20 protein-coding genes are annotated in these 26392 nt (G+C 60.9%); 9 read left to right on the top strand and 11 right to left on the bottom strand.

All coding sequences use genetic code 11. The features are described 5' to 3' along the window. The first annotated feature begins 282 nt into the window (after positions 1 to 282). The 3 genes from D6Z24_RS10135 (at position 283) to D6Z24_RS21935 (ending at position 7329) form a co-directional block, all read left to right on the top strand. Positions 283 to 2853, top strand: coding sequence for a hybrid sensor histidine kinase/response regulator (locus D6Z24_RS10135; RefSeq protein ID WP_162605107.1), 2571 nt, complete (start codon positions 283 to 285; stop codon positions 2851 to 2853). Between the two features lie 168 nt (positions 2854 to 3021). Beyond that, positions 3022 to 4677, top strand: a complete 1656-nt coding sequence (hcp, locus tag D6Z24_RS10130) for a hydroxylamine reductase (protein ID WP_129126462.1) — start codon at positions 3022 to 3024, stop codon at positions 4675 to 4677. Positions 4678 to 4824: 147 nt separating this feature from the next. Continuing rightward, positions 4825 to 7329 (top strand): EAL domain-containing protein, encoded by a 2505-nt coding sequence (locus tag D6Z24_RS21935; protein WP_129126461.1) that lies wholly within the window; start codon positions 4825 to 4827, stop codon positions 7327 to 7329. A gap of 120 nt (positions 7330 to 7449) precedes the next feature. Here the strand turns inward: D6Z24_RS21935 and D6Z24_RS10120 are convergent, their stop codons facing one another. After that, positions 7450 to 8709, bottom strand: coding sequence for a diaminopimelate decarboxylase (locus D6Z24_RS10120; RefSeq protein WP_129126460.1), 1260 nt, complete (start codon positions 8707 to 8709; stop codon positions 7450 to 7452). A gap of 52 nt (positions 8710 to 8761) precedes the next feature. Then, positions 8762 to 9223, bottom strand: coding sequence for an Lrp/AsnC family transcriptional regulator (locus tag D6Z24_RS10115; protein WP_129126459.1), 462 nt, complete (start codon positions 9221 to 9223; stop codon positions 8762 to 8764). A 195-nt stretch (positions 9224 to 9418) separates the two neighbouring features. On the opposite strand from D6Z24_RS10115, the gene D6Z24_RS10110 reads away from it, so the two are divergent. Then, on the top strand, positions 9419 to 9880 hold the full coding sequence (locus D6Z24_RS10110) for a cupin domain-containing protein (protein ID WP_129126458.1): 462 nt from the start codon (positions 9419 to 9421) through the stop codon (positions 9878 to 9880). Between the two features lie 156 nt (positions 9881 to 10036). Here the strand turns inward: D6Z24_RS10110 and D6Z24_RS21635 are convergent, their stop codons facing one another. Next, positions 10037 to 10195 (bottom strand): hypothetical protein, encoded by a 159-nt coding sequence (locus D6Z24_RS21635; protein ID WP_198419534.1) that lies wholly within the window; start codon positions 10193 to 10195, stop codon positions 10037 to 10039. Positions 10196 to 10565: 370 nt separating this feature from the next. Between D6Z24_RS21635 and D6Z24_RS10105 the strand changes: the two genes are divergently transcribed. Together D6Z24_RS10105 and D6Z24_RS10100 are read left to right on the top strand one after the other, a co-directional pair. Further along, positions 10566 to 10766 carry a cold-shock protein gene (locus D6Z24_RS10105; RefSeq protein ID WP_129126457.1) on the top strand — a complete coding sequence of 67 codons (201 nt, stop codon included), beginning with the start codon at positions 10566 to 10568 and terminating at the stop codon, positions 10764 to 10766. Positions 10767 to 10886: 120 nt separating this feature from the next. Next, a complete protein-coding gene (locus D6Z24_RS10100; RefSeq protein ID WP_129126456.1) occupies positions 10887 to 11144 on the top strand; it encodes a DUF3553 domain-containing protein in 258 nt (85 codons plus the stop codon). A 113-nt stretch (positions 11145 to 11257) separates the two neighbouring features. On the opposite strand, the gene metE is transcribed toward D6Z24_RS10100, so the two are convergent. Continuing rightward, the gene (gene metE / locus D6Z24_RS10095) at positions 11258 to 13564 is read right to left on the bottom strand and encodes a 5-methyltetrahydropteroyltriglutamate--homocysteine S-methyltransferase (protein ID WP_129126455.1); all 2307 of its coding nucleotides are present in this window, start codon (positions 13562 to 13564) and stop codon (positions 11258 to 11260) included. A gap of 293 nt (positions 13565 to 13857) precedes the next feature. Here metE and D6Z24_RS10090 point away from each other — a divergent pair, with 293 nt between their 5' ends. Next, a complete protein-coding gene (locus D6Z24_RS10090; protein WP_129126454.1) occupies positions 13858 to 15252 on the top strand; it encodes a tetrathionate reductase family octaheme c-type cytochrome in 1395 nt (464 codons plus the stop codon). Positions 15253 to 15309: 57 nt separating this feature from the next. Here the strand turns inward: D6Z24_RS10090 and D6Z24_RS10085 are convergent, their stop codons facing one another. Then, positions 15310 to 15990 carry a YkgJ family cysteine cluster protein gene (locus D6Z24_RS10085; RefSeq protein WP_129126453.1) on the bottom strand — a complete coding sequence of 227 codons (681 nt, stop codon included), beginning with the start codon at positions 15988 to 15990 and terminating at the stop codon, positions 15310 to 15312. Positions 15991 to 16194: 204 nt separating this feature from the next. On the opposite strand from D6Z24_RS10085, the gene D6Z24_RS10080 reads away from it, so the two are divergent. Then, positions 16195 to 18429, top strand: coding sequence for a tetratricopeptide repeat protein (locus tag D6Z24_RS10080; RefSeq protein WP_129126452.1), 2235 nt, complete (start codon positions 16195 to 16197; stop codon positions 18427 to 18429). 64 nt (positions 18430 to 18493) lie between these two features. Here the strand turns inward: D6Z24_RS10080 and D6Z24_RS10075 are convergent, their stop codons facing one another. From D6Z24_RS10075 to D6Z24_RS10060, 4 genes are all read right to left on the bottom strand, one after another. Further along, complete coding sequence (locus tag D6Z24_RS10075) at positions 18494 to 21016, bottom strand: hybrid sensor histidine kinase/response regulator (protein WP_129126451.1); 2523 nt, start codon at positions 21014 to 21016, stop codon at positions 18494 to 18496. After that, a complete protein-coding gene (gene ehuB / locus D6Z24_RS10070) occupies positions 21013 to 21870 on the bottom strand; it encodes an ectoine/hydroxyectoine ABC transporter substrate-binding protein EhuB (RefSeq protein WP_129126450.1) in 858 nt (285 codons plus the stop codon). Before ehuB ends, D6Z24_RS10075 begins: the two co-directional genes overlap by 4 nt. A 275-nt stretch (positions 21871 to 22145) precedes the next feature. Next, positions 22146 to 22925 (bottom strand): 4Fe-4S binding protein, encoded by a 780-nt coding sequence (locus D6Z24_RS10065; protein ID WP_129126449.1) that lies wholly within the window; start codon positions 22923 to 22925, stop codon positions 22146 to 22148. A gap of 40 nt (positions 22926 to 22965) precedes the next feature. Next, on the bottom strand, positions 22966 to 23385 hold the full coding sequence (locus tag D6Z24_RS10060; RefSeq protein WP_129126448.1) for an SseB family protein: 420 nt from the start codon (positions 23383 to 23385) through the stop codon (positions 22966 to 22968). 194 nt (positions 23386 to 23579) lie between these two features. On the opposite strand from D6Z24_RS10060, the gene D6Z24_RS10055 reads away from it, so the two are divergent. Continuing rightward, a complete protein-coding gene (locus D6Z24_RS10055; protein ID WP_129126447.1) occupies positions 23580 to 24017 on the top strand; it encodes a YbaN family protein in 438 nt (145 codons plus the stop codon). Positions 24018 to 24048: 31 nt separating this feature from the next. On the opposite strand, the gene D6Z24_RS10050 is transcribed toward D6Z24_RS10055, so the two are convergent. Together D6Z24_RS10050 and D6Z24_RS10045 are read right to left on the bottom strand one after the other, a co-directional pair. Beyond that, the gene (locus tag D6Z24_RS10050) at positions 24049 to 25686 is read right to left on the bottom strand and encodes a methyl-accepting chemotaxis protein (RefSeq protein ID WP_129126446.1); all 1638 of its coding nucleotides are present in this window, start codon (positions 25684 to 25686) and stop codon (positions 24049 to 24051) included. 162 nt (positions 25687 to 25848) lie between these two features. After that, the gene (locus D6Z24_RS10045; RefSeq protein ID WP_129126445.1) at positions 25849 to 26325 is read right to left on the bottom strand and encodes an SH3 domain-containing protein; all 477 of its coding nucleotides are present in this window, start codon (positions 26323 to 26325) and stop codon (positions 25849 to 25851) included. Positions 26326 to 26392 lie beyond the last annotated feature (67 nt).

The raw sequence follows: 26392 nt of genomic DNA, 5'->3' as shown, positions 1-26392 counted from the left end.
ACCTCCCTTGGCGGCCGTGCCGTAGCGGGTCACGCCAAGTATAGGCACAGGTCCGGCTTAGGCAACTCTGCCCCGGCTTGGGGCGGTACGCTGCGGGCTTAAGTTCCAATTCGACACTGAACATTCGAAAGTTCCCGAAAAGTAATTTTGACATCGAACTCATGATCAATTACTATTTTTGTTCGTTAATACTAGTAATGAAGTCTCTTTGTGCCCTCTGACAGTGGGATTCTTGTAATGCATTGGTTGAAATCACTACCGATTCATCTTCTGATTGTGTGCATGTTGATGATCATGGCGCTTCCCTCGGTTGCCCTGATCATCCATGCCGGCCTGCAGGGGCGCACCGACGACCTGCGCCTTTCCACCCGTGCGACCACCTACCTCCTGGACAACATCGCCTCCGAGCTGAACAGCAAGGTCGAGGCGGCAGAGCAGATGATGGAACTCCTCTCCCTCATGCCGCAGGTGCGCGGGAAAGATGCTGCCGCGGTCGACCAGCTGCTTGCGGGGCTGCAGAAAAAATTCCCGATGTACGCGAACATCATGATCGTGGACCGCCAGGGGATGACCTGGGCGACCGCCCTCCCCAGTGGTAGACCGGTTTCCTTAGCGGACAGGAAGGCCTTCAAGGACGCAAGGGACAGCGGCCGCTTCTCCCCCGGGGAGTACACCGTGGGGAGGGCCAGCAAAAAGCCCATCATCAACTTCGCCTACCCGCTCAAGGACGAGACCGGCGCCTTCGACGGGGCCATCCTCTTCGGCATCGACCTCGCAAACATCGGGAACCTGCTGGAGGCGGCCAAACTGCCGGCAGGCACCTCGTTCGGCATCTTCGACCACAAAGGGACCTTCCTCTACCGCACCATCGATCCGGAAAAGTTCATCGGCAAGCCGGACCGCACCAACCACTTCGAAAAGATGAAAAACGGCCCGGAGGCGGGGATCATCGACATCGTCTCAAACGACGGCATCCATCGCCTCTCCGCCTACCGCAAGATCCGGCTCAGACCGGAGCTTCCCCCCTACGCCTACATCAGGGGGGGGACACCGGTCGACATCATGCTCGAGGGGGCGAACCGGGAACTCATTCTCAACCTGGGCGTCATGTTCCTGATCCTCGTCTCCGTGTTAGGGCTCAACATATGGCTCAGCAAACGGCTCATCGTGAACCGGATCAGCGCTTTGGAGCACGCCTCGCGCGCCCTGGCCGGCGGGGACCTTGAGGTCAGGGTCGGACAGGAGGCGGGAGGGGGGGAACTCGGGAGGCTTGGGCTCTGCTTCGACGAGATGGCCGAGGCGCTTTGCTTCGAGCTGCAGGACCGGATGAAGAAGGAAGACGTGCTGCGGGAGAAGTCCGACCTGCTTGATCTTGCCCACGACGCCATCGTTCTGCTCGATATGGAAGGAACCATCCTGTACTGGAACCAGGGAGCAGCGGCCATCTACGGATATACGCCGGAAGAGGCGCTCGGGAAGGTGATCCACCCGCTTTTGGCGACCCGCTTCCCGAAAGCTCAGGAGGAGATCTACGAGGAACTGCGCAGCAACGGGCGCTGGGAGGGAAGGCTCACCCACACAACCGCTGCGGGGACCGGCATCATCGTCAACAGCAGATGGGTGCTGCAGGTCGACAGGGAAAACCGCCCGTGGCGCATCATGGAGATCAACAGCGACATCACGGAGCGGGAGAAGTCGCAGCAGGAACTCCTGAAGATGCAGAAGCTGGAATCGCTGGGGGTGCTGGCAGGCGGTATCGCCCACGACTTCAACAACATCCTGACCGGCATCATGGGGAACATCACCCTGGCACAGATGACCCTGGGAGAGCCCGAGCGCGGGAAAAAGCTCCTCCAGCAGGCGGAGAAGGCGTGTCAGCGGGCCTCGGAACTGTCCACTCAGCTCCTCACCTTCGCCAAGGGTGGGAAACCGATCAAAAAGTGCGTTGCGGCAAGGCACCTTATCGAGGAGGCGGTGTCGCTCGCGCTGCGTGGGACGAGCGTGCTGAGCATCCTGGATATTCCGGGCAACCTGCACCTGATAGAGGTCGACGAGGGGCAGATGCACCAGGTCTTCAACAACATCGCGATCAACGCGGTGCAGGCGATGCCGCGGGGAGGGACCTTCACCGTGAGCGCCATGAACATCTCCCTGGTCGATGAGAACCGTTTCGCCCTGCCAGCGGGGGCTTACGTCAAGCTCCTGTTCACCGACACCGGATGCGGCATCTCCGCCGAGGACCAGAGGAGGATCTTCGACCCGTATTTCACCACGAAGACGGGAGGGAAGGGGTTGGGGCTCTCCTCGGCACACTCGGTCATTACGAGGCATGGCGGTTACATAACGGTGCACTCGCAGCCGGACCAGGGAACAACCCTGGAGATACTGCTCCCGGCCGCCAGGACGGAGGCCGCGGCGAAGACTGAACCGGCACAGGAGCAGACGGCCGCGGTAAAGCACGCGGCACGCAAGGTCCTCGTGATGGATGACGAGCAGATGATCCGCGATCTCATGGCCGAGATCCTCGCTGCTTTGGGATGCACGGTCACTACCTGCTGCAACGGCAGCGAGGCGGTGGAACTGTACGCCGCCGCCATGGAGGACGCCGCACCCTTCGATGCGGTGATCATGGATCTGACCATTCCGGGTGGAATGGGGGGGACGGAGGCGGCCGGGCTCATCCTGGAGATCGACAAGGACGCCTGCCTCATCGTATCAAGCGGCTACTCCAACGATCCGATCATGTCCGATTACGCCGCCTTCGGCTTCAAGGCGACCATGGCGAAACCCTACCGCGCCTCGGAGGTATCGGCGGTATTGGCCGACCTCCTCGCACCGTCTCAGCCTCACTGAATTCACGCCAGACCCTGCACCTGCCCCTGCATGCCTCACCCCTTGCCGATCGTACTCCTCGTACTTTTGCGCCTGATCTTTGCTCCCTTGCCTTTTTGTGGTTGAAAAAAGAAACGCTTCTGGGAAACTCTGTGGTTGGAAAATTCCAATCTTTCAAGGGAGGCGTAAATGGCTAGCGCGATGTTTTGTCGGCAATGTGAGCAGGCGGCCCGCGGGGTGGGGTGCGACGTGATGGGAAACTGCGGCAAGGACCCGCAGGTTTCGGCCCTGCTGGACCTGATGATCCACGGGCTGCAGGGAGTGGCACTCTACGCGAGCGGGGCGAGGGAGCTGGGGGCGAAGGACCAGGAGGTGGATCGCTTCATGCTGGACGGACTCTTCACCAGGGTCACCAACGTGAACTTCGACCCCGAAGACATCGCCCGGCGCCTGCAGAAGTGCTACCAGATGAAGGAGAAGGCGAAATCCCTCTACGAACAGACCTACCGGCAGCAGAAGGGGGGGGAAGCGCCGCAGCTGACAGAGGAGGCGGCCCTGTGGCAGCCCGCAGCGGGGACCCAGGCTCTCATCGACCAGGGGAAGCAACACGGCATCCTGACCTGGCACCAGGACCCGAATATCCTCTCCACCATCGAGATCCTCATCTACGGGCTGTTGGGCATGGGGGCCTTTGCATGGCACGCGGCGGAGATGGGCAAGGAGGACGATGGCATCTACGAATTCATCCACCGCTCCCTCGCCGCGACGACGAACGGCGCGGCGACCCTCGAGGAGTTCGTCAACCTCTCCCTTGAGTGCGGCAAGTGGAACCTGCGCACCATGGAACTGCTCTACGACGGCCACGCCGAAAACTTCCAGGCTCCCGAGCCGATGAAGGTGAACCTCGGGACGCGCGGCGGGAAGGGGATCGTCGTCTCGGGGCACGACCTGCCCATGCTGGAGGAGATCCTGAAGCAGAGCGAGGGGAAGGGGATCTACGTCTACACCCACGGCGAGATGCTCCCCGCCAACGGCTATCCGGGCCTTAGGAAGTACCCGCATTTCGCCGGACACTTCGGCACCGCCTGGCAGAACCAGGTGCGTGAACTCCCCGACTTCAAGGGTGCCATCGTCTTCAACACCAACTGCATCCAGAAACCGGACCCCTCCTACACCGACCGTCTCTTCACCTGGGGCGAGGTCGCCTGGCCCGGCATCCCGCACCTCGAAGGGGACGATTTCACCCCGGTTATCGACAAGGCCCTCTCGCTCCCCGATCTCCCGGAAAACCCGGGGCAGGAGATCCTCGTAGGGTTCGGGCACGAGGCGGTGTTCAAGGTGGCGGGCACCGTGGTGGACGCGGTAAAAAACGGCTTGGTGAAGCGCTTCTTCCTGATCGGCGGCTGCGACGGGGCGAAGGCGGGGAGAAACTACTTTACGGAACTGGCCGAGAAGGTGCCCAAGGACTGCGTGATCCTGACGCTAGCCTGCGGCAAGAACCGCTTCAACCGGCTCGAGTTCGGCGATATCGGCGGCATCCCCCGCCTGCTCGACGTCGGGCAGTGCAACGACGCCTACTCCGCGATCCGCATCGCCGTGGCGCTGGCGGACGCCTTCCAGTGCGAGGTGAACGACCTTCCGCTCTCCATGATCCTCTCCTGGTACGAGCAGAAGGCGCACGTGATCCTTCTTACCCTGCTGCATCTGGGTATAAAGGGGATCCGGCTCGGCCCCACGCTCCCTGCCTACGTCTCACCGGCAGTGCTCGACTTCCTGGTGCAGAACTACGACCTGGGTGGGATCTCCACCCCGGATGAGGACTTAAGGCACGCCTTGGGGCAGTGAGGCGGGACAGCAGGCAAGCAGGAAAAGGCGTCCGGCGCCCCCGGACGCCTTTTTTACGCCCGCAGTGGGACAAATTATCATTAAATTTTTATTCTCGCCTGCCGATAGGATAGGGGTATCCGAACCTGCCGAACGTGAGACCTCCCTATGCAACTTTGGCTGAAACTGCTGCTTAGCTACCTGGCCGTAATATGCGCCACGCTCCTCCTTGCCGTCGGCGGGATCAGCGGCGCCCTGCGCGTCAAGGAGAGCTTCAACAAGGTGAACCGCGAGGTGATCCCGCATCTGCTCGCCCTGAAGGACCTGCGCTATGCTGGGCTGCGCATCGTCTCCTCCTCGATGGAGTACGCTTTTTTGACCTCGGTGCAGGGGGTGGATCAGGAAAATGCCCGGATGGAGGAAATCAGGCTGATCGCCGAGGGACGCGAGCGCTTCCAGGTCAGCCTCGCCATCTGCAGGACCATGCTGGCTCAGGGAAAGGAGCAACAGCCTCTGGAGCAGACCGGCCAGGCCCTTCTCGCCGCATCGAGCGAATACCTTGCCGTCGTGCGTGTAGGGGCGTCGGCGCGGCAACTGCTTGCCTCGAAGGAGCGTTTCGAAAACGCGGAACAGGAGTTCCTGAAGGAGGTGAACTCCGCCCACGACCGCGAGATGGCGAACCTCGGGCGACATACAGCCGCCACCTTCGACAGCGTTTCGAGCGCCGTGACCCGGTTCGTCGTCGTCTCCTTGGTAGCGATCAGCGGAGCCCTCATCCTGGGGGTTGCCCTCTCCCTCTCCATCTCGCGCAGGATACGGCTTCTGAAGGACGCTGCCAGCCAGGTCGCCGCGGGACGACGCGACATTGTGCTCCCGGTGACGGCGCACGACGAGATCGCCTCGGTCTCTCTTTGCTTTAACGGCATGGTAGAACGGCTGAGGGATTATGAGGCTGAGCTCGACGCCGCGAACAGCTACCTCGACAGCGTCATCACCACCATGCCAGAGGCCCTCACCGTGGTCTCCGTCGACGGGAGCATCCTTGATGTGAACCGCGCCACGGAGCTGATGTTCGGTTACCCCCGGGAGGAACTGGTGGGGCGTCAGTTCGCCGATCTGTTCCTGGAGCGGAACAGGGGGGACGCACTCGTAGCCACGGTGACGGCAAGTACCGGGCTGGTCGAGGAGGAGGCGATGCTGTCGGCGCGGGACGGCAGGGAACTGCACGTTTCCCTCAGCGCAACCATGCTGGATTTGAAGGGAAAGAGGGAGCGCTTTCTCTGTCTGAGCCACGACGTCACGAAGCGCAAGCAGGCTGAGCAGGAGGTTCATAACCTTGCCTACTTCGATCAGTTGACCGGCCTTGCCAACCGGACCCTCTTCTACGACCGCAGCTCGCAAGCCCTCGCACGCTGCCGGCGCTACGGCGAAAGCTTCGCCATCCTCTTCTTCGATCTCGACCACTTCAAGGACGTGAACGACACCATGGGACACCACGCAGGAGACCTCCTGCTCCAGCTCGTGGTGAGCCGGATCGGCGGCATCGTGCGCGCGAGCGACACCTTCGCGAGGCTCGGGGGGGACGAGTTCGCCATTCTCTGCGCGTCCGTAGCCGGGCCCGATGGGGCGGCGACCCTCGCGGAGAAGCTCCTGGCGCTCATGAAGGACCCCTTCGAGGTCGACGGGCGCCAGATCTACACCGGGGCGAGCATCGGGATCGTCCTTTTCCCCGATGACGGCTCCGACATCGCCACGCTCCTCAAAAACGCGGACCTCGCCATGTATGCGGCGAAAGGGGGAGGGGGGAACCAGTACCAGTTCTTCTCGGAGACGTTGAACATGAAGGCGCAGGAGCGGGCATCCATCGAGCGGGCGCTGCGCGAGGCGCTCGAAAAGGAGCAGGTCTCGGTGCACTACCAGCCTCAAATACAGTTGAAAACGGGGAAGGTCGTCGCGATGGAGGCGCTTGCCCGCTGGTACGACGAAAAGCTCGGTGCGGTGGCACCGGCGCGTTTCATCCCGGTCGCGGAACAGACAGGGCTCATCAGGGAGCTGGGGGCCTGGGTTCTCAAGACGGCATGCGCCCAGTGCAAACAGTGGCACTTGAACGGGCACCCACTCGTCATCAGCGTCAACGTCTCCATAAAGCAGGTGATGCAGGAGGATTTTTCGGAGATGGTGGTGGATACCCTGCTCGAGACCGGGCTCGAACCTAAGTACCTCGACCTGGAACTGACCGAGAGCATGCTTATGGACAACGCCGCCGAATCCGTGGCCCTTTTGCGCATGTTCAAGTCGCTGGGGGTGAAGATATCCATCGACGATTTCGGGACCGGCTACTCCTCCTTGAGCTACTTGAAGAACTTCTCCGTGGACCGCATCAAGATAGACCAGTCCTTCGTCCGCGACATCACCATACGGGAGGACGCCGCCGGCATCGTGAAGGCGATCGTCGCCATCGGCCACAGCATGGGGGTCACCGTCATCGCCGAAGGGGTGGAGTCTGAGGAGGAGGAAGCGAAGCTCCGCGCGTGCCGCTGCGACGAGGTGCAGGGGTACCTTTACGCAAGACCGATGCCCGCGGCAGAGGCCGAGGCGTTCCTGGTTGCGGATCGCGAAGTCCCCTCATCCGACTCCCTATACCTTGACGAAAGCGAAGTTGGGGGTGGGTGAAGCTGCGGGGGAGGGGCGGAAGTGGGGCATCCCTGCAGGAATTGAAAAAGGCACCCGGTGACAGGCCGGGTGCCTTTGTTGTTTCAGTAGACTTCGCTATTTGCAGTAACCCCAGGACACCTACGGCTTCAGCACGCTCGGCTCGAAGTTGTAGGTGGCGAAGTAGTCCTCCAGGGTCTCGGCGCGGCGGATCAGCTCGACGCTGCCGTCGGCGCGCAGCATGAGCTCTTTCGGGCGCAGACGCCCGTTGTACTGGAAGCCCATGGCGTGACCGTGAGCGCCGGAGTCGTGGATCACCACCAGGTCGCCGTCCTCGATAGGGGGAAGCTCGCGCTGGATGGCGAACTTGTCGTTGTTCTCGCACAGCGAGCCGACCACGTCGTACACCTCGCTGCGCTCGACGCCGTCTTTTCCGAGGACGTCGATGTGGTGGTAGGAGCCGTAGAGGGCCGGGCGCATGAGCGAGGACATGCAGGCGTCGAGGCCGATGTACTTTCTGTAGGTGTCCTTGCTGTTGATGGCGGTCGAGACCAGGACGCCGTGCGGACCGGTCATGAAACGGCCGCTTTCCATGAACATGGCGGGTGCGTGGCCGTGGCGCTCGCGGAAGGCGTTGAAGAGCGCGGTGATCTCGGCGGACATGGTGTTCAGATCGAGCGCCTTCTGATCAGGGCGGTAGGGGATGCCGAAGCCGCCGCCGATGTTCACGAACTCGAAGGTGATGCCGAGCGCCGCCTCGACCTCTTCAGCCACCTCGAGCACCATGCGCGCCGTCTCGACGATGTAGGTGTAGTCGAGCTCGTTGGAGGCGACCATGGTGTGCAGTCCGAAACGGGTGGCGCCGCGCTCCTTGGCCTTGCGGTACGCCTCGACCACCTGCTCGTGGGAGACGCCGTACTTCGCCTCTTCGGGGTTGCCGATGATGACGTTGCCGGTGCGGCGCGGACCCGGGTTGTAGCGGAAGCAGATGAGCTCGGGGAAGACCGGCACCTTGTCCACGAGGGAGATGTCGTCGAGGTTAAGGATGCAGCCGCCGTCCTTGGCCGCGAAATCGAACTCCTCACGGCTCGTGTTGTTGGAGGTGAACATGATGTCTTCGGGCTTTGCGCCGAGCTCACGGGCGAGGATCACTTCCGGGATGGAGCTGCAGTCGAAGCCGAAGCCCATTTCCTTCATGAGCTTCAGGATCTCGCGGTTCGGGAGCGCCTTGACCGCGAAGAATTCGCGGAAACCGGGGATGCCGGAGAAAGCCTTGACCAGGTTCGCGCCGGTCTCCCGGATACCGGTTTCATCGTAGATGTGGAACGGGGTGTTGAAGTGCTTGTCGATCTCGGGGAGCCTGGGGAACAGGCGGTCTTTGAAAGAAGCGGACATCGGCATGATCTTGATTCTCCTTCGCAGTTTTTAGATGATTTCTGTTGCGTTCGATATATCAGTGACGGCCGTTGCCGTTGTGTTCGGTGAGATCCACCCGCCTGGTCTCCTTCACCGTTTCCAGGACCACCTGCGTCCTGATCGACCGGACCCCCTCGAGGGCCCTGATCTCCCCGAGTATCCTGGCGAGGGTGGTGTGGTCGGCGGTTCTCAGTTTGACGAGGAACCCGTCCGGGCCTACCACCTGGTGCACCTCCTGGACCGAGGTGATCTCGGCGAGCGCCCGGGCCGTCGCCGCGCCGTCGCTTTCCACCTGCACGAAGGCGGAGAGCCCCTGGTGGAAGCAGGCCGGGTTCAGCCGCACCTCGTACCCCTCGATTATGCCTCGCTCCTCCAGCTTGCGGATCCGCTCCAGCACCGCCGATGGTGCCATGCCGACCTGCCTTGCGACCTCGGCATTCGGGATCCTCGCCTTCTCCTGAAGGATTTCCAGTATGTGGATGTCTATTTCGTCGAACATTCTTGTTTACACCTTTCTGGACGAATTTTATTCATTTTACCGAGTGGTGTAAAGAATTATTTTCGGAAAGGGGCGCGTCAGGCGTTGCCCGTGTCGTTTTGTGTGGCGCGACGGGAGCCGCGGCCGGTAAAATGGTGGCATGTAGGAGGAAAATCAGCGGAAAAAGGCTGTTGCGGAGCACGGTAGGAGGACGACATGAAAAGGATGATGTTACTTCTGATGGTGATCTTCTTTTCGCTGGCAGGAAGCGGTGCCGCGCACGAGAAGAAGATGGCGCAGTCGGCGGTGAAAACGATCATCGTCGTACCGAACGACATACAGTGGCAGGCAGGCCCCCCGGCCATCCCGGGCGCGCAGATGGCCGTGCTGGAGGGGGGCCTGTCCAAGCCCGGATTCTTCGTGGCGAGGCTCAAGCTGCCGGCGGGGGCGCGCATAGCGCCGCATTTCCATGACAACGTCGAGAGGGTGACGGTGATTTCCGGGAACATCAAGCTCGCCATGGGCATGACGCAGGAAAACCCGGTCCTGCTCCCGGCGGGGAGTTACTTCTCGATCAAACCGAAGACGGTCCATAACGCCTGGGTGGACGAGGAGACCGTTGTGCAGATCACCACGCGCGGCCCGTGGACGCTGCACGCTGTGAAGGGTGGTAAGTAGAGGACTAACCTCCATGGAGGCGTGAACGAAGAAGGGACCAGCCCCACGGGTTGGTCCCTTCTTTGCGGTTCGACTCAGACGCAGGCCTGTCGCCCGCCTCCGGTGCCGGTGCCTTCCAAAACAGTTCATCTATCGACCTCTCCAGGAGGTGCTTCGTTACGCCTTGATCTCAGTGTCAGCAATAGGCAGATCTTCAGCCTCGGTCTCAGGATCGGCGATGTCCTTCTGCTGTTTGCGCAGGGCCTTTTCGTCCTGCTTCTTCTTCCGGTCCAATTCTTTTTGACGCTTCTGAAACTTGAAATTCGTGTGTGCCATGGGCTCTCCTTCACAAAAAAAATGCGTTTCGTATCGGACGGATATTCTTTTTTCCTGCACGGATTATAAAATAAGCTGAGCAGCCATACTGAATTACCGCCATTTAAATAGCAAGAAGTTTCAATTTACCCAGATATATTTCCATCATTTGTTACTCAAGATCCTGTTTATATAGGGTATTGTCAGATTTAAAGTTCATGCGATAGGTAAATATTTTGTGTCATAAATGATAAAAAAGACGTCTGTGCCAAAATTATTTCTGAACCTGAAGCAGTTAAATAGCTTGCTTAAGTCATCCATAGCTGTTACGGTAACTGCTAAATTCGGCATGTTGCCGAACACAATCAGCAAGACTTGGAGAAAGAATCACATGGCAAACGGTACTGTAAAATGGTTTAACGACAGCAAGGGGTTTGGTTTTCTGGAGCAGGAGAACGGTGACGATGTTTTCTGCCACTTCTCCGCGATCAGCGGCGACGGGTTCAAATCCCTGGCGGAAGGCGATAGCGTGACGTTCGACGTCGTGAAGGGGCCGAAAGGTCTTCAGGCGGCCAACGTGAAAAGGGTCTAGCCGCAACAACTCCGCATCCACAAAAGGAAATGGCCCTACGGTTTCAATCTGGGGCCATTTTTGTTTCAAGCCTGCCATGCCGGATATTAAGTTCACGCTGCCAACCAATAGGGGAAAGAGATGTCCATCAAGCGTGGGGATGTAGTGAGCCATTGCGCGGCTGTCGAGTGGGGCTCGGGTAAGGTTGTCGAGGTCACCACGCAGTGGGCCTCAATTCATTTCAACGACGGGGGCGTGAGGAAGATCTCGTGTTCCCATTTCGCCAAACTGATGCCGGCCGAGGCGTCCTCCTTTAAGCCCCTTCCGCCGGTTGTGCCCAAAGCGGAGGCGGAGGCCGTCAAGGTGAAAAAACGGGCGGGAAGAAAAAATGCCTCGTAGGTGACTAACGCGGAAAGTTTTTCGCGGCCTACGGTAAAGCGGGAAAAAAGGAGAGGGATCAGCCATGGCTGATCCCTCTTTTTCATAGATGTGGTGCGGGCAGGTTGGTCGGGCTAGCCTGCCGCGTGCTGAAAGCGGAGCCGTCGTGCGGCATGCACCATGTTGGCAAGTGACGCCTCGATCTCGGGCCAGCCGCGGGTCTTAAGCCCGCAGTCCGGGTTGACCCAGAGCCGTTCCACCGGAAGGACCTCGCAGGCAAGCTCCAGCAGCGCAGCCATCTCCTCGACGGAGGGGACGCGCGGGGAGTGGATGTCGTAGATGCCGGGGCCGACGTCGTTTGGATACCCCTGCTGCCGGAAGTTCCCCAGGAGCTCCATCCGTGAGCGGGAAGACTCGATGGAGAGAACGTCGGCATCCATGGCGACGATGGAGGCGAGGATGTCGCCGAACTCCGAGTAGCACATATGGGTGTGGATCTGGGTCTCGTCCCTCACCCCGGAGGTGGCGAGGCGGAAGGCCTCCACCGCCCACTCGAGGTAGGCGGTCCACTCGCCGCGCCTAAGCGGCAGCCCCTCCCGGATGGCAGGCTCGTCCACCTGGATCATCGCGATCCCGGCCTGTTCCAGGTCGGCCACCTCGTCGCGCAGCGCCAGGGCGATCTGCCGGCAGGTCTCCGAGCGGGGCTGGTCGTTGCGCACGAAGGACCACTGCAGGATGGTTACCGGGCCGGTGAGCATCCCTTTCACCGGCCGCCCGCTCAGTGACTGGGCGTAGCGGCTCCAGTCGACGGTCATCGGGCGGGGGCGCGCCACGTCGCCGAAGAGCACCGGCGGTTTCACGCAGCGCGAGCCGTAACTCTGCACCCAGCCGTTTTGCGTGAAGGCGAACCCTTCCAACTGCTCTCCGAAGTATTCCACCATGTCGGTGCGCTCGAACTCCCCGTGTACCAGCACGTCGAGCCCGAGCTTTTCCTGCTTCTCCACGCAAAGCCTGATCTCTTCCTTCAAAAAGGCGTCGTACCCTTCGCCGTCGAGGGCGCCGCTGCGCCATTTGGACCGCGCTTCGCGCACCTGTTTTGACTGCGGGAAGGAGCCTATGGTGGTGGTGGGGAGAAGCGGCAGGCCGAAATGTTCCTTCTGACGGGCGATTCGATCGGTGAACGGGGAGGTGCGCCGCAGCATCCCCGCGGTCACCTGTTCGGCCCGGCGCCTGACTTCCGGGTTGGAGGTCGCCGCCGCCGCGCGCCTTCTTGCCAGCGCCGACGAGGCCTGCCCCCAGAAAGCGTCATCCGGTATTTCGCCTTCCGCCGCGTCGGCCAAGGCGCGGACCTCGGCCACCTTCTGCGTCGCGAAGGCCATCCAGCTCTTAAGCTCCGGGTCGAGCTTCATTTCCGCATCCAGATCGACCGGAACGTGGAGCAGCGAGCATGAGGTGGCGACCATGACGCGCTCGCTTCCCAGCTTCGTAACGGCCTGCCGGACCGTCCGGTGCGCCTGCTCCAGATCGCAGCGCCAGACGTTGCGGCCGTCCACCACGCCGAGGGAGAGTTTCATCTGCGTGGGGAGCGCGCCGAGCACTGCATTGAGTTCGGCAGGGGCGCGGACGAGATCGATGTGCAGCCCCTCGCATCCCGATGCCGTGACGAGGGAGAGGTTGTCACCGATCGAGCCGAAGTAGGTGGCGACCAACAGCGCCGGTCGTTTCGGGCAGGCGCCTAGCCGGGTAAGGGCCAAGCGATAGGCTTCCCGGCTTTTGTTGTCCAGGTCGAAGCAGAGGCAGGGCTCGTCCAGTTGCAGCCATGAAACGCCGTGACCGGCAAGCAGCGCGAAGAGCTCTTCATAGACCGGCAGGAGGCGCTCCAGTAGGTCGAGCGTGTCCTTTCCCGCGGGGGCTTCTCCTGCGAACTTGGAGAGCTTCAGGAAGGTGACCGGCCCCGGAATGACGGGGCGTGCCGCGATGCCCAGGGCCTGTGCCTCGGTGAGCTCCGCGATGATCTTCGTTGGATCCAGTCGGAACGCCTGATCGGCGTTTAGCTCCGGGACGATGTAATGGTAGTTCGTGTCGAACCACTTGGTCATCTCGAGCGGGGAAAGGTCGATCCCCGCGCCGCGGTCCTGGATGCCGCGCGCCATGGCGAAGTAGCGGTTCAGCGGCGTGGCGATTCCGGCAAAGCGCGGCGGCACCGCCCCCACCGTTACCGCCATGTCCAGCATATGGTCGTAGAGGGAGAAGTCGTTGCATGGAATCTGGTCGAGCCCGGCTTCCTTCATGAAGTGCCAGTGACGGCTGCGGATCTCCTGGGCCGTGGCAAGGAGCGACTCCGCAGGAGTGGCGCCGCTCCAGTATGCCTCGAGCGCCTTTTTAAGATCCCGCGCTATACCGATTCTAGGGTGACCTAACACTGTTGCAAGCACCGCCATAACTTTGTTTCTCCTATTGTCTGTCTATGACTGGTAACAAGGTGCCGTTGTCGACAAGTTGAACATTTTAACAGCTTCGGCGCGATGTGCAGCTTAAAGAGGGGGAGGCACGTTTTCGTTGTCAGATACCCCCGTCACGATGGAAGACACTTCTGCACGGCTTATGACCTTTGCGGCGCAATTTGTCATTGACTACGTCCGGCATCAAATATAATGTGTTCCCGGTTCTTTACCGTCCGCATGCCTCGGGCGAGCGGGTCGCCAATCATTCAGATCGCGGGGTCCAATACATCATGAGGAAATACCTGCTGCTGCTTTTGGTGCTGGTCTGTGCTTCCACCTCGGATGCCTCGTTGAAAGGGACGCATCGGTTCTTCTCCGAACCTTTCAAGAGCGGCCCTGAGGTGACCAAGACCTGCGCCGGTTGCCATGACAAGCTGACCAAACAGATCATGCAGACGGTGCACTGGAACTGGGGCAAGAAGCAGACGATCAACGGCAAGACCGTCGACTTCGGCAAGAAGAACGCCCTCGGCAATTCCTTCTGTCTCGCCGTCCCGTCCAACCTTTCCGCATGCACCAGTTGCCACGCCGGTTACGGGTGGAAGGACAACACCTTCGATTTCGGCAACACCGACAATATAGATTGTCTCGTCTGTCACGAGACGAACGGCGCCTACAAGAAGTTCCCGCTGGGATCTGGACACCCGGTCTACCAGGGGGAGAAAAAGGAATTCCCGCCGGGAAAGGTGTGGGAGCCGGTCGACCTCCTTGCCGCGGCGCGTTCCATAGAGCGTCCCTCGCGTGCGGCGTGCGGCGCCTGCCACTTCTACAGCGGCGGAGGCGACAACTACAAGCACGGCGACCTCGACTCGACCCTTGCCAACCCGAGCGGCGACTACGACGTGCACATGGGGGCAAAGGGGCTCACCTGCGAGTCCTGCCACAAAGCGCCCGACCACGACGTGAAGGGGGAGGCCCTTTCCGTTTCGCCTGGCTCGGGTCCCCGCGCCATGGGGTGCACCGACTGTCACAAGGGTGACGTCCATGCCATCAGGATCCTGAACATACACATGAGACGCGTCGCCTGCCAGACCTGCCACATCCCGACCTACGCCAAGGGGAGCCCGACGGTGCTGTCGTGGGACTGGTCGGCCGCGGGTAAGAGCGCCGCCGAGGGGGCAGATCCCTTGAAGATCTACGACAAGGCGCGCGGCGAGCTGGTGCTCGGCAAGGACCTCGTACCGACCTACATGTGGTACAACGGCACGGTGGAGCGGGTCCTCATGGGCGACAAGATCGATCCCGGCAAGGTGGTGCGGCTTTCCGCCCCCCGCGGCGACCGCTCCGATCCGCAGTCGAAGATCTTCCCGTTCAAGGTGCTGAAGGCGAAACAGCCTTATGACCTGGAAAACCGGATCATAGCCGTCCCCAACATCTTCGGCCCGGCCGACAGTGAGACGGCCTATTCGGCGACCTTCGACTGGAACAAGGCGATCGAGGCGGGGATGAAGGCGGCCGGGCTTCCCTACAGTGGGAAGTACGGCTGGGTGGAAACAACCACGGTCTGGTCGCTGAACCACATGGTGGTACCAAAGGAAAAGGCAATCCGGTGCCGGCACTGCCACGGCGAGAACGGACGCATAGACTGGAAGGGGCTCGGTTACCCGAAGGACCCGCGCGGCTAGCCGTCAAGATATGCAAGGAAACGATAAGGGATCAGCCGGAAAGGCTGATCCCTTTTTTTATCGCCACAGGGCTTCCGGGAGCTTTCCTCCCTTTAGAAACAGCTCCCGGTACTCCGGGTGTTCGAGAAAGGCTATAACCCCGGTTCCGAGTTCGATGCTGCGGTCATCAAGACCGCATGAAAGAAGTCCCGCGGCAAGCGAGGTGAAGGCGGCATCATAAGCCGCCTTGCGTAACAAGTCGGTAGGCACAAGGCGGTCTTCATCACTTACCACCGGGGCGAATGCTTCGCGGCAGCTTTCGCTGTCCAGAGACGTTATGGCGCGGCAGGCGAGCGGGCGCACCGGATGAACGCTGCAGGCGCCGTATCGGTCCAGCAGCGGGCAGGACATCCTCTTCAGTATCCGCTCTTCGTCGTCCATCCATCTGGTCCAGGAGCGGTGCTGTGCAAGTCGTTGGCGCAGTTCGTCCAGTTCCCTTGGAGGAGTCTGTTCTGCCAGCCGTTGTGCGATGGCCATCGCCTCCGGAAGCAATGCTGCGACGTTCAAGACGCAGCAGTAGGGACAGCCCGCGGCGCAGGCCATGGGGCGGTCGCTGCAGATCGCTTCGGCGTCCTCGGCGCAACCCGAAACGGCGGCAGCCAGGTTGGCTTCTGTCGGAGTGTCGCCCAGTAGCCGCACCACCTTTTCCGTCGCCAGGCGGCGAAACTCCTCTTCATGCCAGCAGTCGATGTCTCTCATAAGGATGATTCTACAGGAAGAAACGGATGTGTCACCTTGAGAGTGCAGGCCGGATACGCCACACCTCTTCTGTCATAGAATCCTTATAAATATTCTTTGACTTTATTTCTTCGCTAAATTAATCTTTCGCCAATTCATGGCGGTTTCCGGTTTCTGTCTAAGACTCGGGCATATCCAGAGATTTATTGCAAGGTGAGGTCTTGAATGAGCGCTGTTCGCATTCTTTTAATGGCTGTTGTGCTGACATGTTTGACTTTCCCTGCCGCTGCTTTTTCCGAAACAGATGAGGCGGCGATGTTCGCCCAGGCGAAGAACCACTACCAGGAAAAGGGTTACTACTACGCCTCGACCTGGCTTGAAAGGATCCTGAAGAAATACCCGAAGACGCCCCAGCGTGAGGAGGTACTCCTGATGCTGGTGAAGTGCTACACGGCGACTTCGCGCGACGATAAGGCCGTCCGCACTGTTAACACGCTGCTCAAGGATTACCCGAAGGCTGCCGACAAGCTTGATCCTGATGTCCTGAAGCTGGTTCAAGAGAGGGCGCAGCAGGAGCCTCCGAGGCTTGCCGAGCCGCAGGAAGCTCCAAAGCCTGTGGCCAAAGTACAGTCATCGCCTACCGGCGCGGCAAAATCAGCTGTTCCTGCTGTTCCAGCGGCTTCCGTCGCCGTCTCTTCCTTGAAAGCACCGGTCGAGGGAGCACTTCTGGGCGTTGGCGCTCTTGTGCCGGCGGAAAAGAGAAGGGACGATAACGCAAGGGCTGAGGCTGAAGCTAAAGCTGAGGCCGCCGCAAAGGCAGCCGTGGCCAAAGCGGAACAGGCCAGGTATGAGAAAGCCCGCGCCGAAGCGGCTGCCAAGGCGGAGCAGACAAAGATCGAGAAACCCAAAGCCGATGCGGCGGCAAAAGCTGAGGCGGCCGCCAAGGCTGAACAGGCGAGGATTGAGAAAGAGAAAGCCGATGCGGCAGCGAAGGCTGAGGCGGCTGCAAAGGCTGAACAGGCAAGGATCGAACAGGCGAAAGCCGAGAAGGCCAAGGCTGAAGCAGCGGCCAAAGCTGAAGCTGCGGCCAGGGCCGAACAGGCGCGAATTGAGAAAGAAAAAGCCGAAGCGGCAGCGAAGGCTGAGGCGGCTGCAAAGGCTGAACAGGCAAGGATAGAACAGGCCAAAGCGGAGAAAGCCAAGGCTGAGGCTGCTGCCAAAGCTGAAGCAGCGGCCAAGGCCGAACAGGCAAGGATTGAGAAAGAGAAAGCCGATGCGGCAGCGAAGGCTGAGGCGGCTGCAAAGGCTGAACAGGCAAGGATCGAACAGGCGAAAGCCGAGAAGGCTAAGGCTGAAGCAGCGGCCAAAGCTGAAGCTGCGGCCAGGGCCGAACAGGCGCGAATTGAGAAAGAAAAAGCCGAAGCGGCAGCGAAGGCCGAAGCGGCAGCAAAAGCCGAAGCGGCTGCAAAGGCTGAGGCGGCTGCAAAGGCTGAGGCGGTTGCAAAGGCTGAGGCGGTTGCCAAGGCAGAGCAGGCAAGGATCGAGCAGGCCAGAGCGGAGAAAGCCAAGGCTGAGGCTGCGGCCAAAGCTGAAGCAGCGGCCAAGGCCGAACAGGCAAGAATTGAGAAAGAGAAAGCCGAAGCGGCAGCAAAAGCCGAGGCGGCTGCAAAGGCAGAGCAGGCAAGGATCGAGCAGGCGAAAGCCGAGAAGGCTAAGGCTGAAGCCGCTGCCAAGGCCGAACAGGCCCGGATAGAGAAAGAAAAAGCCGAGGCTGCAGCGAAGGCGGAACAGGCAAGGATCGAGCAGGCAAAAGCCGAGCAGGCTAAGGTTGAAGCCGCTGCCAAGGCTGAGGCCATGGCCCAGGCGGAAGCAGCAAAGGCTGCGGCTCCTGCAGTCCCCATGGAGGATCCTGCCTTGGCAGCCATTCCGGAGCCTCCTTCAGCACCTCCTGCTGCCGTGGCCGCACCGGTGGCTGTTGCTGGAACCGGATCGGCAGCGGCGAGCTACACCCTCGATTTCGGCTCCTTCGTCCTCAAAAGGGACATGATCGAGATTAAAAAGAAGATCAGGAAAGCAGGAATGGTACCGGTTGTAGTGTCTGGTTCAAGGAAAAAGGAACAGATGAGCCGGATCCATGTCGCCGAGTACACCGAGAAGAAGGCGGCGGATCATATGATACAGAAGCTGCGCAAGGCGAAGGCGGACGTTTTCATCCTTCAGGATCGTCGGGGTAAATTCAACCTCTACGCAGGCTCTTACTTTGACAAGTCGAGTGCCATCGAGGAACAGGTGCGCCTCGCTCGCTTCGGCATTACGACGGAGCTGAGGCAACTGTCGGTTCAGGTCCCGACCTTGCAACTTACCGCCGGTTCCTTCGAAAGCGAGGACGCCGCTGCGAGAAGTGCAGGTGAACTGGAAAAGGCGGGGGTTAAGGCGGTCGTGGTACCGCGGCCGCGATAAGTCGCGACTTGAGTTCGGATCGAGGAGAGGCAGCCGGTTAGGCTGCCTTTTTTCGTTGGGAAGGCTACGGTTCGCTCAGGACTTCTCTTACTTTGCGGGCCAGCGCCTTCATGTTGAATGGTTTCTGGATGTACTTCACATCGGGGTCGAGAACCCCGTGCTGAGAGATCGCATCGGCGGTGTATCCGGACATGTAAAGGCATTTCAAACCGGGCCGCGCCGCGAGCAACCGGTCGGCAAGCGCCCGACCGTTCATACCTGGCATGATGACATCGGTTAACAGCAGGTCGATTTCCCCCGGGTGCTGCTCAGCGGCGTTGAGCGCCTCCTCAGGGGATGACGCTGCGATAGTGCGGTATCCCTGCAGTTTGAGCATGTCGGTTGTCATCCGCAGGATCTCCGGCTCATCTTCCACTACGAGAATCGTCTCCTCTTTCCCCTGCGGGGGCTCCTCGCTTGCTTCTACCCCGACCGGCATCTCTTCTCCGCTATGGCGCTGCAGATAGATGGCGAAACTGGTACCTTGGCCCGGCTCGCTGTACACGTGGATGGTCCCCTGGTTCTGCTTGACTATGCCGTAGACGGTGGAGAGCCCAAGCCCCGTTCCCATCCCCGGCCCCTTCGTCGTGAAGAACGGCTCGAAGATCCTCTCGACAGTTTCCTTTTCCATCCCGCAGCCGTTGTCGGTAACCGTGAGGCTCACGTAATCTCCAGGGTGAAAGTCCGGGTGTTCCTGGCAGTAGGTCCGGTCGAGGGAGATGTTGGCGGTCTCTATGACCACTTTGCCCGAGCCCGCTAAAGCATCCCTTGCGTTGACGCAGAGGTTTGCAAGGAGCTGGTTCAACTGCGACGGGTCCATGAGCACCGGCCATAGTTCTTTTTGCGGGAGCCACACCAGTTCGGTCTCTTCTCCGATCAGGCGCTTGAGCATCGCGATGGTGTCGCCTATCTGATCGTTAAGATCGACCACCTTCGGGGAAACCTTCTGCCGTCGGGCGAACGCCAGGAGTTGCTGGGTCAGGTTCGCCGAACGCTCGGCAGCCTTGACGATCTCGTTCAGCATGCTCGATACCGTTTGCCTCCCTTCGCCCAGTTCGTGCAAGGACATTTCTGCGAACCCGATGATGACAAGCAGCATGTTGTTGAAATCATGGGCGATGCCACCAGCCAGCCTGCCGATCGCTTCCATTTTCTGCGCCTGCAGGAATTGCTCTTCCAGCTTCTTCTGGACGGTAAGGTCGGTGTGGGTTCCCGTCATCCGCAGCGCGGCGTTCAACTCGTTACGCAGCACCACCTTCCCTCTGGTGAGTACCCATTTCCAGTCCCCTGACTTGGTGAGAAGGCGCTGCTCCATTTCAAAGATCTCGGTTTCGCCCTCCATGTGCGCCTGCAAGAGTTCACGGGAGCGTGGTAGGTCGTCCGGGTGCAGCATGTCGGTCCACACCGGCCGCAACAGTTCTCCTTCTCCCGGGGCGTAGCCTAGGATCTCCCACCCCCTGGGGCTCAGGTATGTCGCACCGGTCACCATATCGATGTCCCACAGGCCGTCGTTGGTTCCCTCCAAGGCGAAGCGCAGTCTGCTCTCGCTTTCCCTGAGGGCGAGTTCGGCTTTCCTGCGTTCAGTCATGTCCATGACGCTTGTGATGAAATAGAGCGGGGCACCGCCGGCGTCCCTCAGCAAGCTGGAACTTCCCATGCCCCAGAGGACCGAACCGTCCCGGTGCAGGTAGCGGGCTTCAAACCGGAACGACTCCTGTTTGCCGCTGACGGTCAGCCGTCGCTGTTCCAGAAACTGGGCGAAGTCGTCCGCATGCATGAAGCTGGACAGCGGGTGCCCCGGCAGTTCCTCCGGCTCGTAGCCGAGCATCTGGGCGAAAGCGTCATTCACCATCAGCAGCACCTCCTCGGTCGTCGACAAGGAGTATCCAGAAGTCGTCCTCTCGAAGATGGTGCGGAAGCGATTCTCGCTCTCGCGCGAGGAGGCGTACAGCCGATCTCGCGCCCGCCCGGCCTGGTACACCACACCGCACAGGGCGGACAAAAAAAGCGCCGCCGCAAAAATCGTCCAGCCGAAGCGGCGTTCCAGTTGCTGTGATATCCCCCTAAGCCTTTTCTGCGAAAGGGTATCTATTTCGTTTGCCTGCAGCTCCAGTTGCTGGAAGGAGACCCTGAGCGCCACCTCATGGGCGGCACGTGCCGTTCCTCCTTTTTGCCATCTTTCCAGGATGGTCTCGAATCTGCTGACGCTGTTGTTGAAAGAAGCAGCGGCGTCCTTCTGGTCGGCGCCTAACCGCATAGCGGCCCGGTCCAGGGAGGAGATGGACTGGCGCAGCAGGGCGAGTCCCTCGGCTTGGCCGAACGGGGAATCGGGCTGGCCGGCGAGCGTCAGGTGCAGGAAACCCTTGCAGAGGTCGATGCGGGCCTCGCGCAGGTCTTCCACTTCGGTCAGGGCCGCGCGCAGGGTGTGTCTTTGTTGAAGGTCGAGCCAGTAGACGGTTGTGCAGACGAGGATGGAGAGTAGTACTGCGCTCCCGACCGATAGCCGGGAGTAGGAACGGACGCGCTGATGCAGAGGTGCGGCCGTCATGGCTTGGGCTCCGATTTCCCCTTTGCCGTGGGGGGGAGTTCGTCCGCGGTGAACCCAAAGCGCGAAACCAGGGCAAGATGTTCTTTGGTGCCGATGTAACCGTTGAGCGCCCGGTCCCAGGCCTCCAGCAACTCCCGGTCCTCCTTCCTGAAGGCAAAGGCGCCAAGGCCAAGCGATTCGCTATACCCCTTTGCGGGCGCCTCTGCCGCTTCGACGTGCTCCTTGGAGTGCTTGGCAATCCACCGTGCCGTAGGAGATGAAATTGCCATCCCGGCGACGAGGCCCGATGTCACTGCGGCAAGACCGGTGCGTGTATCGGGAACGGCAAGGAGTCTTTCTGCGGAAACGCCAAGGCCGCGCAAAGTGTTTTCTTCAACCGACCCGCTGAGGACCGCGACGGCTACGTCACGTGTCGCAAGCTCTTTGTAGGAGTACAGCCGGAGGGGATTACCGGCAGGAACCAAAAGCCCCGGTCTGACCTGGAAGGTCGGCGTGGAAAAGGCAACCTGTATTTTTCTTTCCGGCGTGACGAACATGCCCGCAGCCACGACGTCGATGCGGCCGGCTTCCAGTTCGGCAATGAGGGAACCGAACTCGGCTTGGCGCCATGTTATCTGGTCAATACCGATGGCCTTGACGATGTGTTTCGCAATCTCGGGAGATTCGCCGGTGACCGTGCCGTCCTGGTTTACGAAGGCGTAGGGAGCTTCCACAGCATAACCGATCCGGATGGTCCCGGCGTGGCGCAGTCGAGTGAGAGAGTCATCCTTTGATACGTTTACCAGCAGCCACACCGCTGCAATCGCAACGATCAACGCGAGAGGAATGCTGTATGAGTATGCGCGCTGTTTCAATGGAATCCCCGCTGCAGATGTGTTGAGACAGTGCCGCGTGGAATCCGGCGTCTCTGTGTCTGGCTCTGGTGCTGAGTGGGCAACAAGGGGTGATTATCGCACCAGTTGGGAGTAAATCAAACAGGCGGCGGTAGATGAGCGAAGCTAAGCGAGGTGTAAAAGCGGAAAGGATGGGGATTAGGGGACCGGCTCCGAAGGTGCCTGTCCCCCTGTGCCCACCAGGCGTAAAGGGGGAGGGAAGGAGGCCCCGCTGGGGCCTCACGGTCTGATTTGTTTCACAGGAATAATTCCGGATCCTTGCGGCGCGAGCAATTGTCGACAAGCATCTGCCGTCTCTCCGCAACCGACGGGTGGTTCATGGTCCGCGCGCCGGCTGGACAGACTCTTGTGCAGGCGCAGCACTTGATGCAGCCGGCCGCGTCGGTCCTGACGGCATCGCCGACCTCTATCACGAAGGTCGGACAAACCTCCGCGCAGGCGCCGCAGATGGTGCATAGACCTGCGTCGGTGTCGGGCGCGGCACCGCCTAGCGGCGGTCTTTCCTTGTACGGGGAATTCCCGGGGATTTGCGGTGCACGCCGGGAGGGATCTGCCACGGCGCGCGAGGCAAGGGTGCCGAACTCGACGGCCCGGTCCAGGTCGTCGCGGTCCGGGCGGCCCAAAGCGACCGGGTGGGTGTTTGTTGCGTAGGAGTGCTCGCCGATGAATGCCCCTGCGGCTGAAACGCTGAAGCCCTTGGCGCGGCAGACGTCGGTCATCTCCAAAAGGGCGTCCTCGAAGGCACGATTGCCGTAAACTGCGGCGATGACGACAGGGACGCCGGCGGCCTGGAGCCGCTCGATGCGCTTAAGGAAGAGTTCGGGCACCCTCCCGGCGTAGACCGGGAAGCCGATGACGGCGATTCCTTCATCCAGGTTAAGTTCTAGCCCTTCCCGAACCCGGGTGACATCGTGATGGACGACCTTCCCCGTACCGAGCCCCTGCGCGATTGCGGTCACCGTCTTGCGCGTGGTCCCGGTCGGGGAGAAATATATGAGTTGGATGGTCTGGTTCATTTGATCTGTGCTAAGGACGGGACCCCGTCCTTTACTTTCATCAGGATTGGCGTGCCCCGGCAGCCCCGGCAGCCTCGGCGTTGCAGCGTTCGACGGAGTCCCTGAGCCAGGCGATCTCCTCGGGGTGGAACTCCTTGGAATATTCGGTGCCGACGTTCAGGGCCCAGTGCAGGGGAGGGGTGGTGCTCAGTGCCAGCAGGTGGCCGGGGACCTCTATGTACTGGGTCTCGGCGTCCCAGGCCTTAAGGCGCTCCAGGGTGCTGAAAAGCATCAGGTAGTCCTTGCCGTCCGCCTCGGTGATGAGCGGCAGTACCCCGCCGGCCTTTTCCACCTGTTCACTCTCCTTGAGGATGGCGACGAAAAAAGCGGAGTTCAGGAAGAGATCGTAAAACTCGGACTGCTTCTTGCCGTCCCTCAAGTTCTGGCGCAGGTTGACCAGCGCCTCGTCAAGCTTTTCCATGCAGTTTCCTTTTGCGTATCGGTTGTTGTAATCGGTCAACGGGCACCATACCGGATGGGGTGGATCATTTCAAGGACTATATGGATACTGCGATGATTTAGCCGCCGCCGAGCCGGTCTGTTAAAACGACATTGGATCGCTTACAATGAGTCTGGGCGAAATGCAAAGCTTGGAGCGGGGGGCACGCAAGTCGGATGAAACACCGTCATCTGAAGATCAGGCTGGTCAGGAGCGAGTGGCTGCGTTACCTGCTCATCGGCACCGGGCTTCTCTCCCTCGCCGGTGGCGTTGTCGGGCTATTTCTCCCTCTGGTCCCGAGTGTCCCCTTCCTGCTGGTCGCGGTCATCTGCTTTTCCCGCAGTTCCGAACGTTTCCATACCTGGCTTGTGGAACACAAGCACTTCGGGCCGATGCTCAAGGAGTACCTGCTGCACGGCTCGATCCCGCTGCGCGCCAAGTGCCTCGCCATCGGCGCGATCTGGATCTCGTTTCCCGTTACCACCTTCCTGTTCGTGGACCGAATCTGGCTGAGGGGCGTGCTCCTGTCCATCGCCGCATGCGTGACTATCTACCTCGCCGTGCTGCCGACCTCCGCCCGGCGCGGCGCTGGGCGCCGGCCGGGAAAAAGGTAGGCCGAGGTGACGGATAGGGTGAGGTTGGGGCTCAGTCGATCTTGAACTGCCGGACCCTCGACTGCAGTTGCGCCGCATTCTGGCTCAGCTGCTCCGCCGCTTCCGCCGAGTCGTGGGCTGCCCGGGTGGTCTGCTGCACCACGTAGGTGATCTGCTGCATGTTGCCGGAAATCTCGCGCGTGGTCGCCGTTTGCTCTTCCGCCGCGGTGGCCACCTGGTTGATCTGCTGGGTCACCTCGCCGATGCACTCCATGATCTCGCGCAGGGCCTGCTGCGATTTCCCCGCCTCGGCGCTTCCCTTCTCGACCTCGGCCACCCCGGCCTCCATCGAGCTGACCGCGGTCCTCGTTTCCTGCTGGATCACCTTGATCATCTCGGCGATCTCCTTGGTGGCACGGGTGGTGCGCTCGGCAAGGGCGCGCACCTCGTCCGCGACCACTGCAAAGCCGCGGCCCTGTTCGCCGGCACGCGCCGCCTCGATGGCGGCGTTCAACGCAAGGAGGTTCGTCTGGTCGGCGATGTCCTCGATGGTTCCAAGGATCTCGCCGATCTGCTCCGAGCGCACCCCGAGCCCGCCTACCGTCTGCGCGGATTCCTTTACACGCTCCGCGATATGCTGCATCGCCTCGATGGCGCCGGCGACAACCCCCGCACCCGATGAGGCCGTCGTGTTGGCCCGGCGTGCGAGCTCAGCGGCCCCGGCGCAGTTGTGCGCGATCTCGCCTGAGGTCGTTGCCATCTCCTCGCCTGCCGTGGCGACCGAGCCGATCTGTCCGTGCACTCTGTCCGCGCCGTCCGCCATCACCGCCGCGGTGTCCGATAGCCTGCTCGAGGCCATCGCTACCTCCTCGGCCGAATTTCTCACCTCGGCTACCACGTCCTTCAGTTGGGCCGCCATGCGGTTCATGTCGTCGGCCAGCATGCCGAGCTCGTCGTCCCCCCCTTCGTGGTCGATGTACGTCCCCAGGTTTCCCTCCGCGATCAGGTTGACGCCGCGTGCCAGTTCGCCGACGGTCCGCTGCACCGAACGCACCAGGACCAGCATGACCGCCCCGCCTACCACGAACACGATGAGCGCGATCACCAGGCAGTTCAGCAGCACACCGCGCAGGGCCGAATCGATGCGCTTCATCGAGATGTCGGCCCCCATCACGTACTCGGTGCCGTCCGCACCGCGGGCCGGCACGAACAGGGAACGGAAGACGCCCCACTTGTCGGAATACTGGTCGTAGTGCGGCTTGCCGTCGGCAAACGCCGCCTTTAGTCCCTCGCTTGCGTCCTCATAGGGGTCAAAGAGCTTGCTTTGTTCTCCCTTTTCCTTTTCCTCGCGCGTGTAGCTTGAGGAGGAGAACACTATCTTGCCGTCCTTTTTCACCATCGTGTAGATGTAGTTGAGTCCGGCCCCGTTTGCGTAGGTGGTGAGGCGGTCGCTCAGTGCCTGGAACTCGGCAGGGGTAGGCGGGGTAGTTGCCATCCTGGCGTGGTACCCATCCGCGACCATGCGCACGCCTTCGACGCAGGTGCGCAGTTCGCGGTCGATGTCCCCAAGGATCTCCTTTTTCTCCGCGTAATATGTGTGTACCGTGAAGGCCGTCGTGGTGAGGAGATTGAGGACGATCATGGCGCCGAAAAACTTGGTGGATAACCGCGTCGAGGTGAAACGTTTCATGCTATCTCCTGTGCCCATAGTGGTCGATTGCCACCTTATCGGTCACTGGAGATCAATCTTTAGTTATTCGGTCGGGGAAAGCGAGGGGGGGAGAACGGATGGAGCCGGGGGAGGAAGGGGAGGAAGGGGAGGAAGGGGGACCGTACCCGGTCCCCCGCTGCCTTACTTTTTATGCTTCATGGCTACCTTGATCTTTTTGATGTCCTTGCGCATCATCGCCACGTCCCTCTCCACGGTGAGCATCTTCAGGCGCAGGTCGGTGATCTGCATGGCGAGCTTCTCGTTCGAAGGGATTTCCTTCACCGGTTCGGCGGCCGGGGCGGGCGCGGAGACCGAGACCGGTACCGGTTCGGTGGATGCCACCAGGACCGGAGCGGCGGCAAGGGCCCAGCCCCCGACGTAGCCGGCCATCTTGCCGTCCTCGGAGGAAACCTTCACCCAGCCTCCCGAGCACTTCTCTGCGCTTACCTTGGTTTCCTTCTTGAGGATCGCCACCACTTTGGCCTTCTTGCTGGGGCTCTTGCGCAGGCGGATTTCGGGCGCGGTAACCGTGCAGTTGGTGCTCTCTGCAAGTACCGGGGCTGCAAACGCGGCTATCGCCGTTGCTGCGAGTATGATGCTGCGGATCTTGATGCTCATGACGTCTCCTTTGGGTATGCGGATTTAGGACCTATACGGTCGAAGTAAGCGGCACTGCATGAAGTAC

It is taken from the genome of Geomonas oryzae, assembly GCF_004117875.1.
In the GTDB taxonomy this organism is placed as follows: domain Bacteria; phylum Desulfobacterota; class Desulfuromonadia; order Geobacterales; family Geobacteraceae; genus Geomonas; species Geomonas oryzae.
This window is presented reverse-complemented; position numbering and strand designations above follow the sequence as displayed.

What these genes read in the sequence shown, in the direction of transcription:
- D6Z24_RS10135 (WP_162605107.1), top strand. Translation starts at nt 283, where the DNA reads ATGTTGATGATCATGGCGCTTCCCTCGGTTGCCCTGATCATCCATGCC.
- hcp (WP_129126462.1), top strand. Translation starts at nt 3,022, where the DNA reads ATGGCTAGCGCGATGTTTTGTCGGCAATGTGAGCAGGCGGCCCGCGGG.
- D6Z24_RS21935 (WP_129126461.1), top strand. Translation starts at nt 4,825, where the DNA reads ATGCAACTTTGGCTGAAACTGCTGCTTAGCTACCTGGCCGTAATATGC.
- D6Z24_RS10120 (WP_129126460.1), bottom strand. Translation starts at nt 8,709, where the DNA reads ATGCCGATGTCCGCTTCTTTCAAAGACCGCCTGTTCCCCAGGCTCCCC.
- D6Z24_RS10115 (WP_129126459.1), bottom strand. Translation starts at nt 9,223, where the DNA reads ATGTTCGACGAAATAGACATCCACATACTGGAAATCCTTCAGGAGAAG.
- D6Z24_RS10110 (WP_129126458.1), top strand. Translation starts at nt 9,419, where the DNA reads ATGAAAAGGATGATGTTACTTCTGATGGTGATCTTCTTTTCGCTGGCA.
- D6Z24_RS21635 (WP_198419534.1), bottom strand. Translation starts at nt 10,195, where the DNA reads ATGGCACACACGAATTTCAAGTTTCAGAAGCGTCAAAAAGAATTGGAC.
- D6Z24_RS10105 (WP_129126457.1), top strand. Translation starts at nt 10,566, where the DNA reads ATGGCAAACGGTACTGTAAAATGGTTTAACGACAGCAAGGGGTTTGGT.
- D6Z24_RS10100 (WP_129126456.1), top strand. Translation starts at nt 10,887, where the DNA reads ATGTCCATCAAGCGTGGGGATGTAGTGAGCCATTGCGCGGCTGTCGAG.
- metE (WP_129126455.1), bottom strand. Translation starts at nt 13,564, where the DNA reads ATGGCGGTGCTTGCAACAGTGTTAGGTCACCCTAGAATCGGTATAGCG.
- D6Z24_RS10090 (WP_129126454.1), top strand. Translation starts at nt 13,858, where the DNA reads ATGAGGAAATACCTGCTGCTGCTTTTGGTGCTGGTCTGTGCTTCCACC.
- D6Z24_RS10085 (WP_129126453.1), bottom strand. Translation starts at nt 15,990, where the DNA reads ATGAGAGACATCGACTGCTGGCATGAAGAGGAGTTTCGCCGCCTGGCG.
- D6Z24_RS10080 (WP_129126452.1), top strand. Translation starts at nt 16,195, where the DNA reads ATGAGCGCTGTTCGCATTCTTTTAATGGCTGTTGTGCTGACATGTTTG.
- D6Z24_RS10075 (WP_129126451.1), bottom strand. Translation starts at nt 21,016, where the DNA reads ATGACGGCCGCACCTCTGCATCAGCGCGTCCGTTCCTACTCCCGGCTA.
- D6Z24_RS10065 (WP_129126449.1), bottom strand. Translation starts at nt 22,925, where the DNA reads ATGAACCAGACCATCCAACTCATATATTTCTCCCCGACCGGGACCACG.
- D6Z24_RS10060 (WP_129126448.1), bottom strand. Translation starts at nt 23,385, where the DNA reads ATGGAAAAGCTTGACGAGGCGCTGGTCAACCTGCGCCAGAACTTGAGG.
- D6Z24_RS10055 (WP_129126447.1), top strand. Translation starts at nt 23,580, where the DNA reads ATGAAACACCGTCATCTGAAGATCAGGCTGGTCAGGAGCGAGTGGCTG.
- D6Z24_RS10050 (WP_129126446.1), bottom strand. Translation starts at nt 25,686, where the DNA reads ATGAAACGTTTCACCTCGACGCGGTTATCCACCAAGTTTTTCGGCGCC.
- D6Z24_RS10045 (WP_129126445.1), bottom strand. Translation starts at nt 26,325, where the DNA reads ATGAGCATCAAGATCCGCAGCATCATACTCGCAGCAACGGCGATAGCC.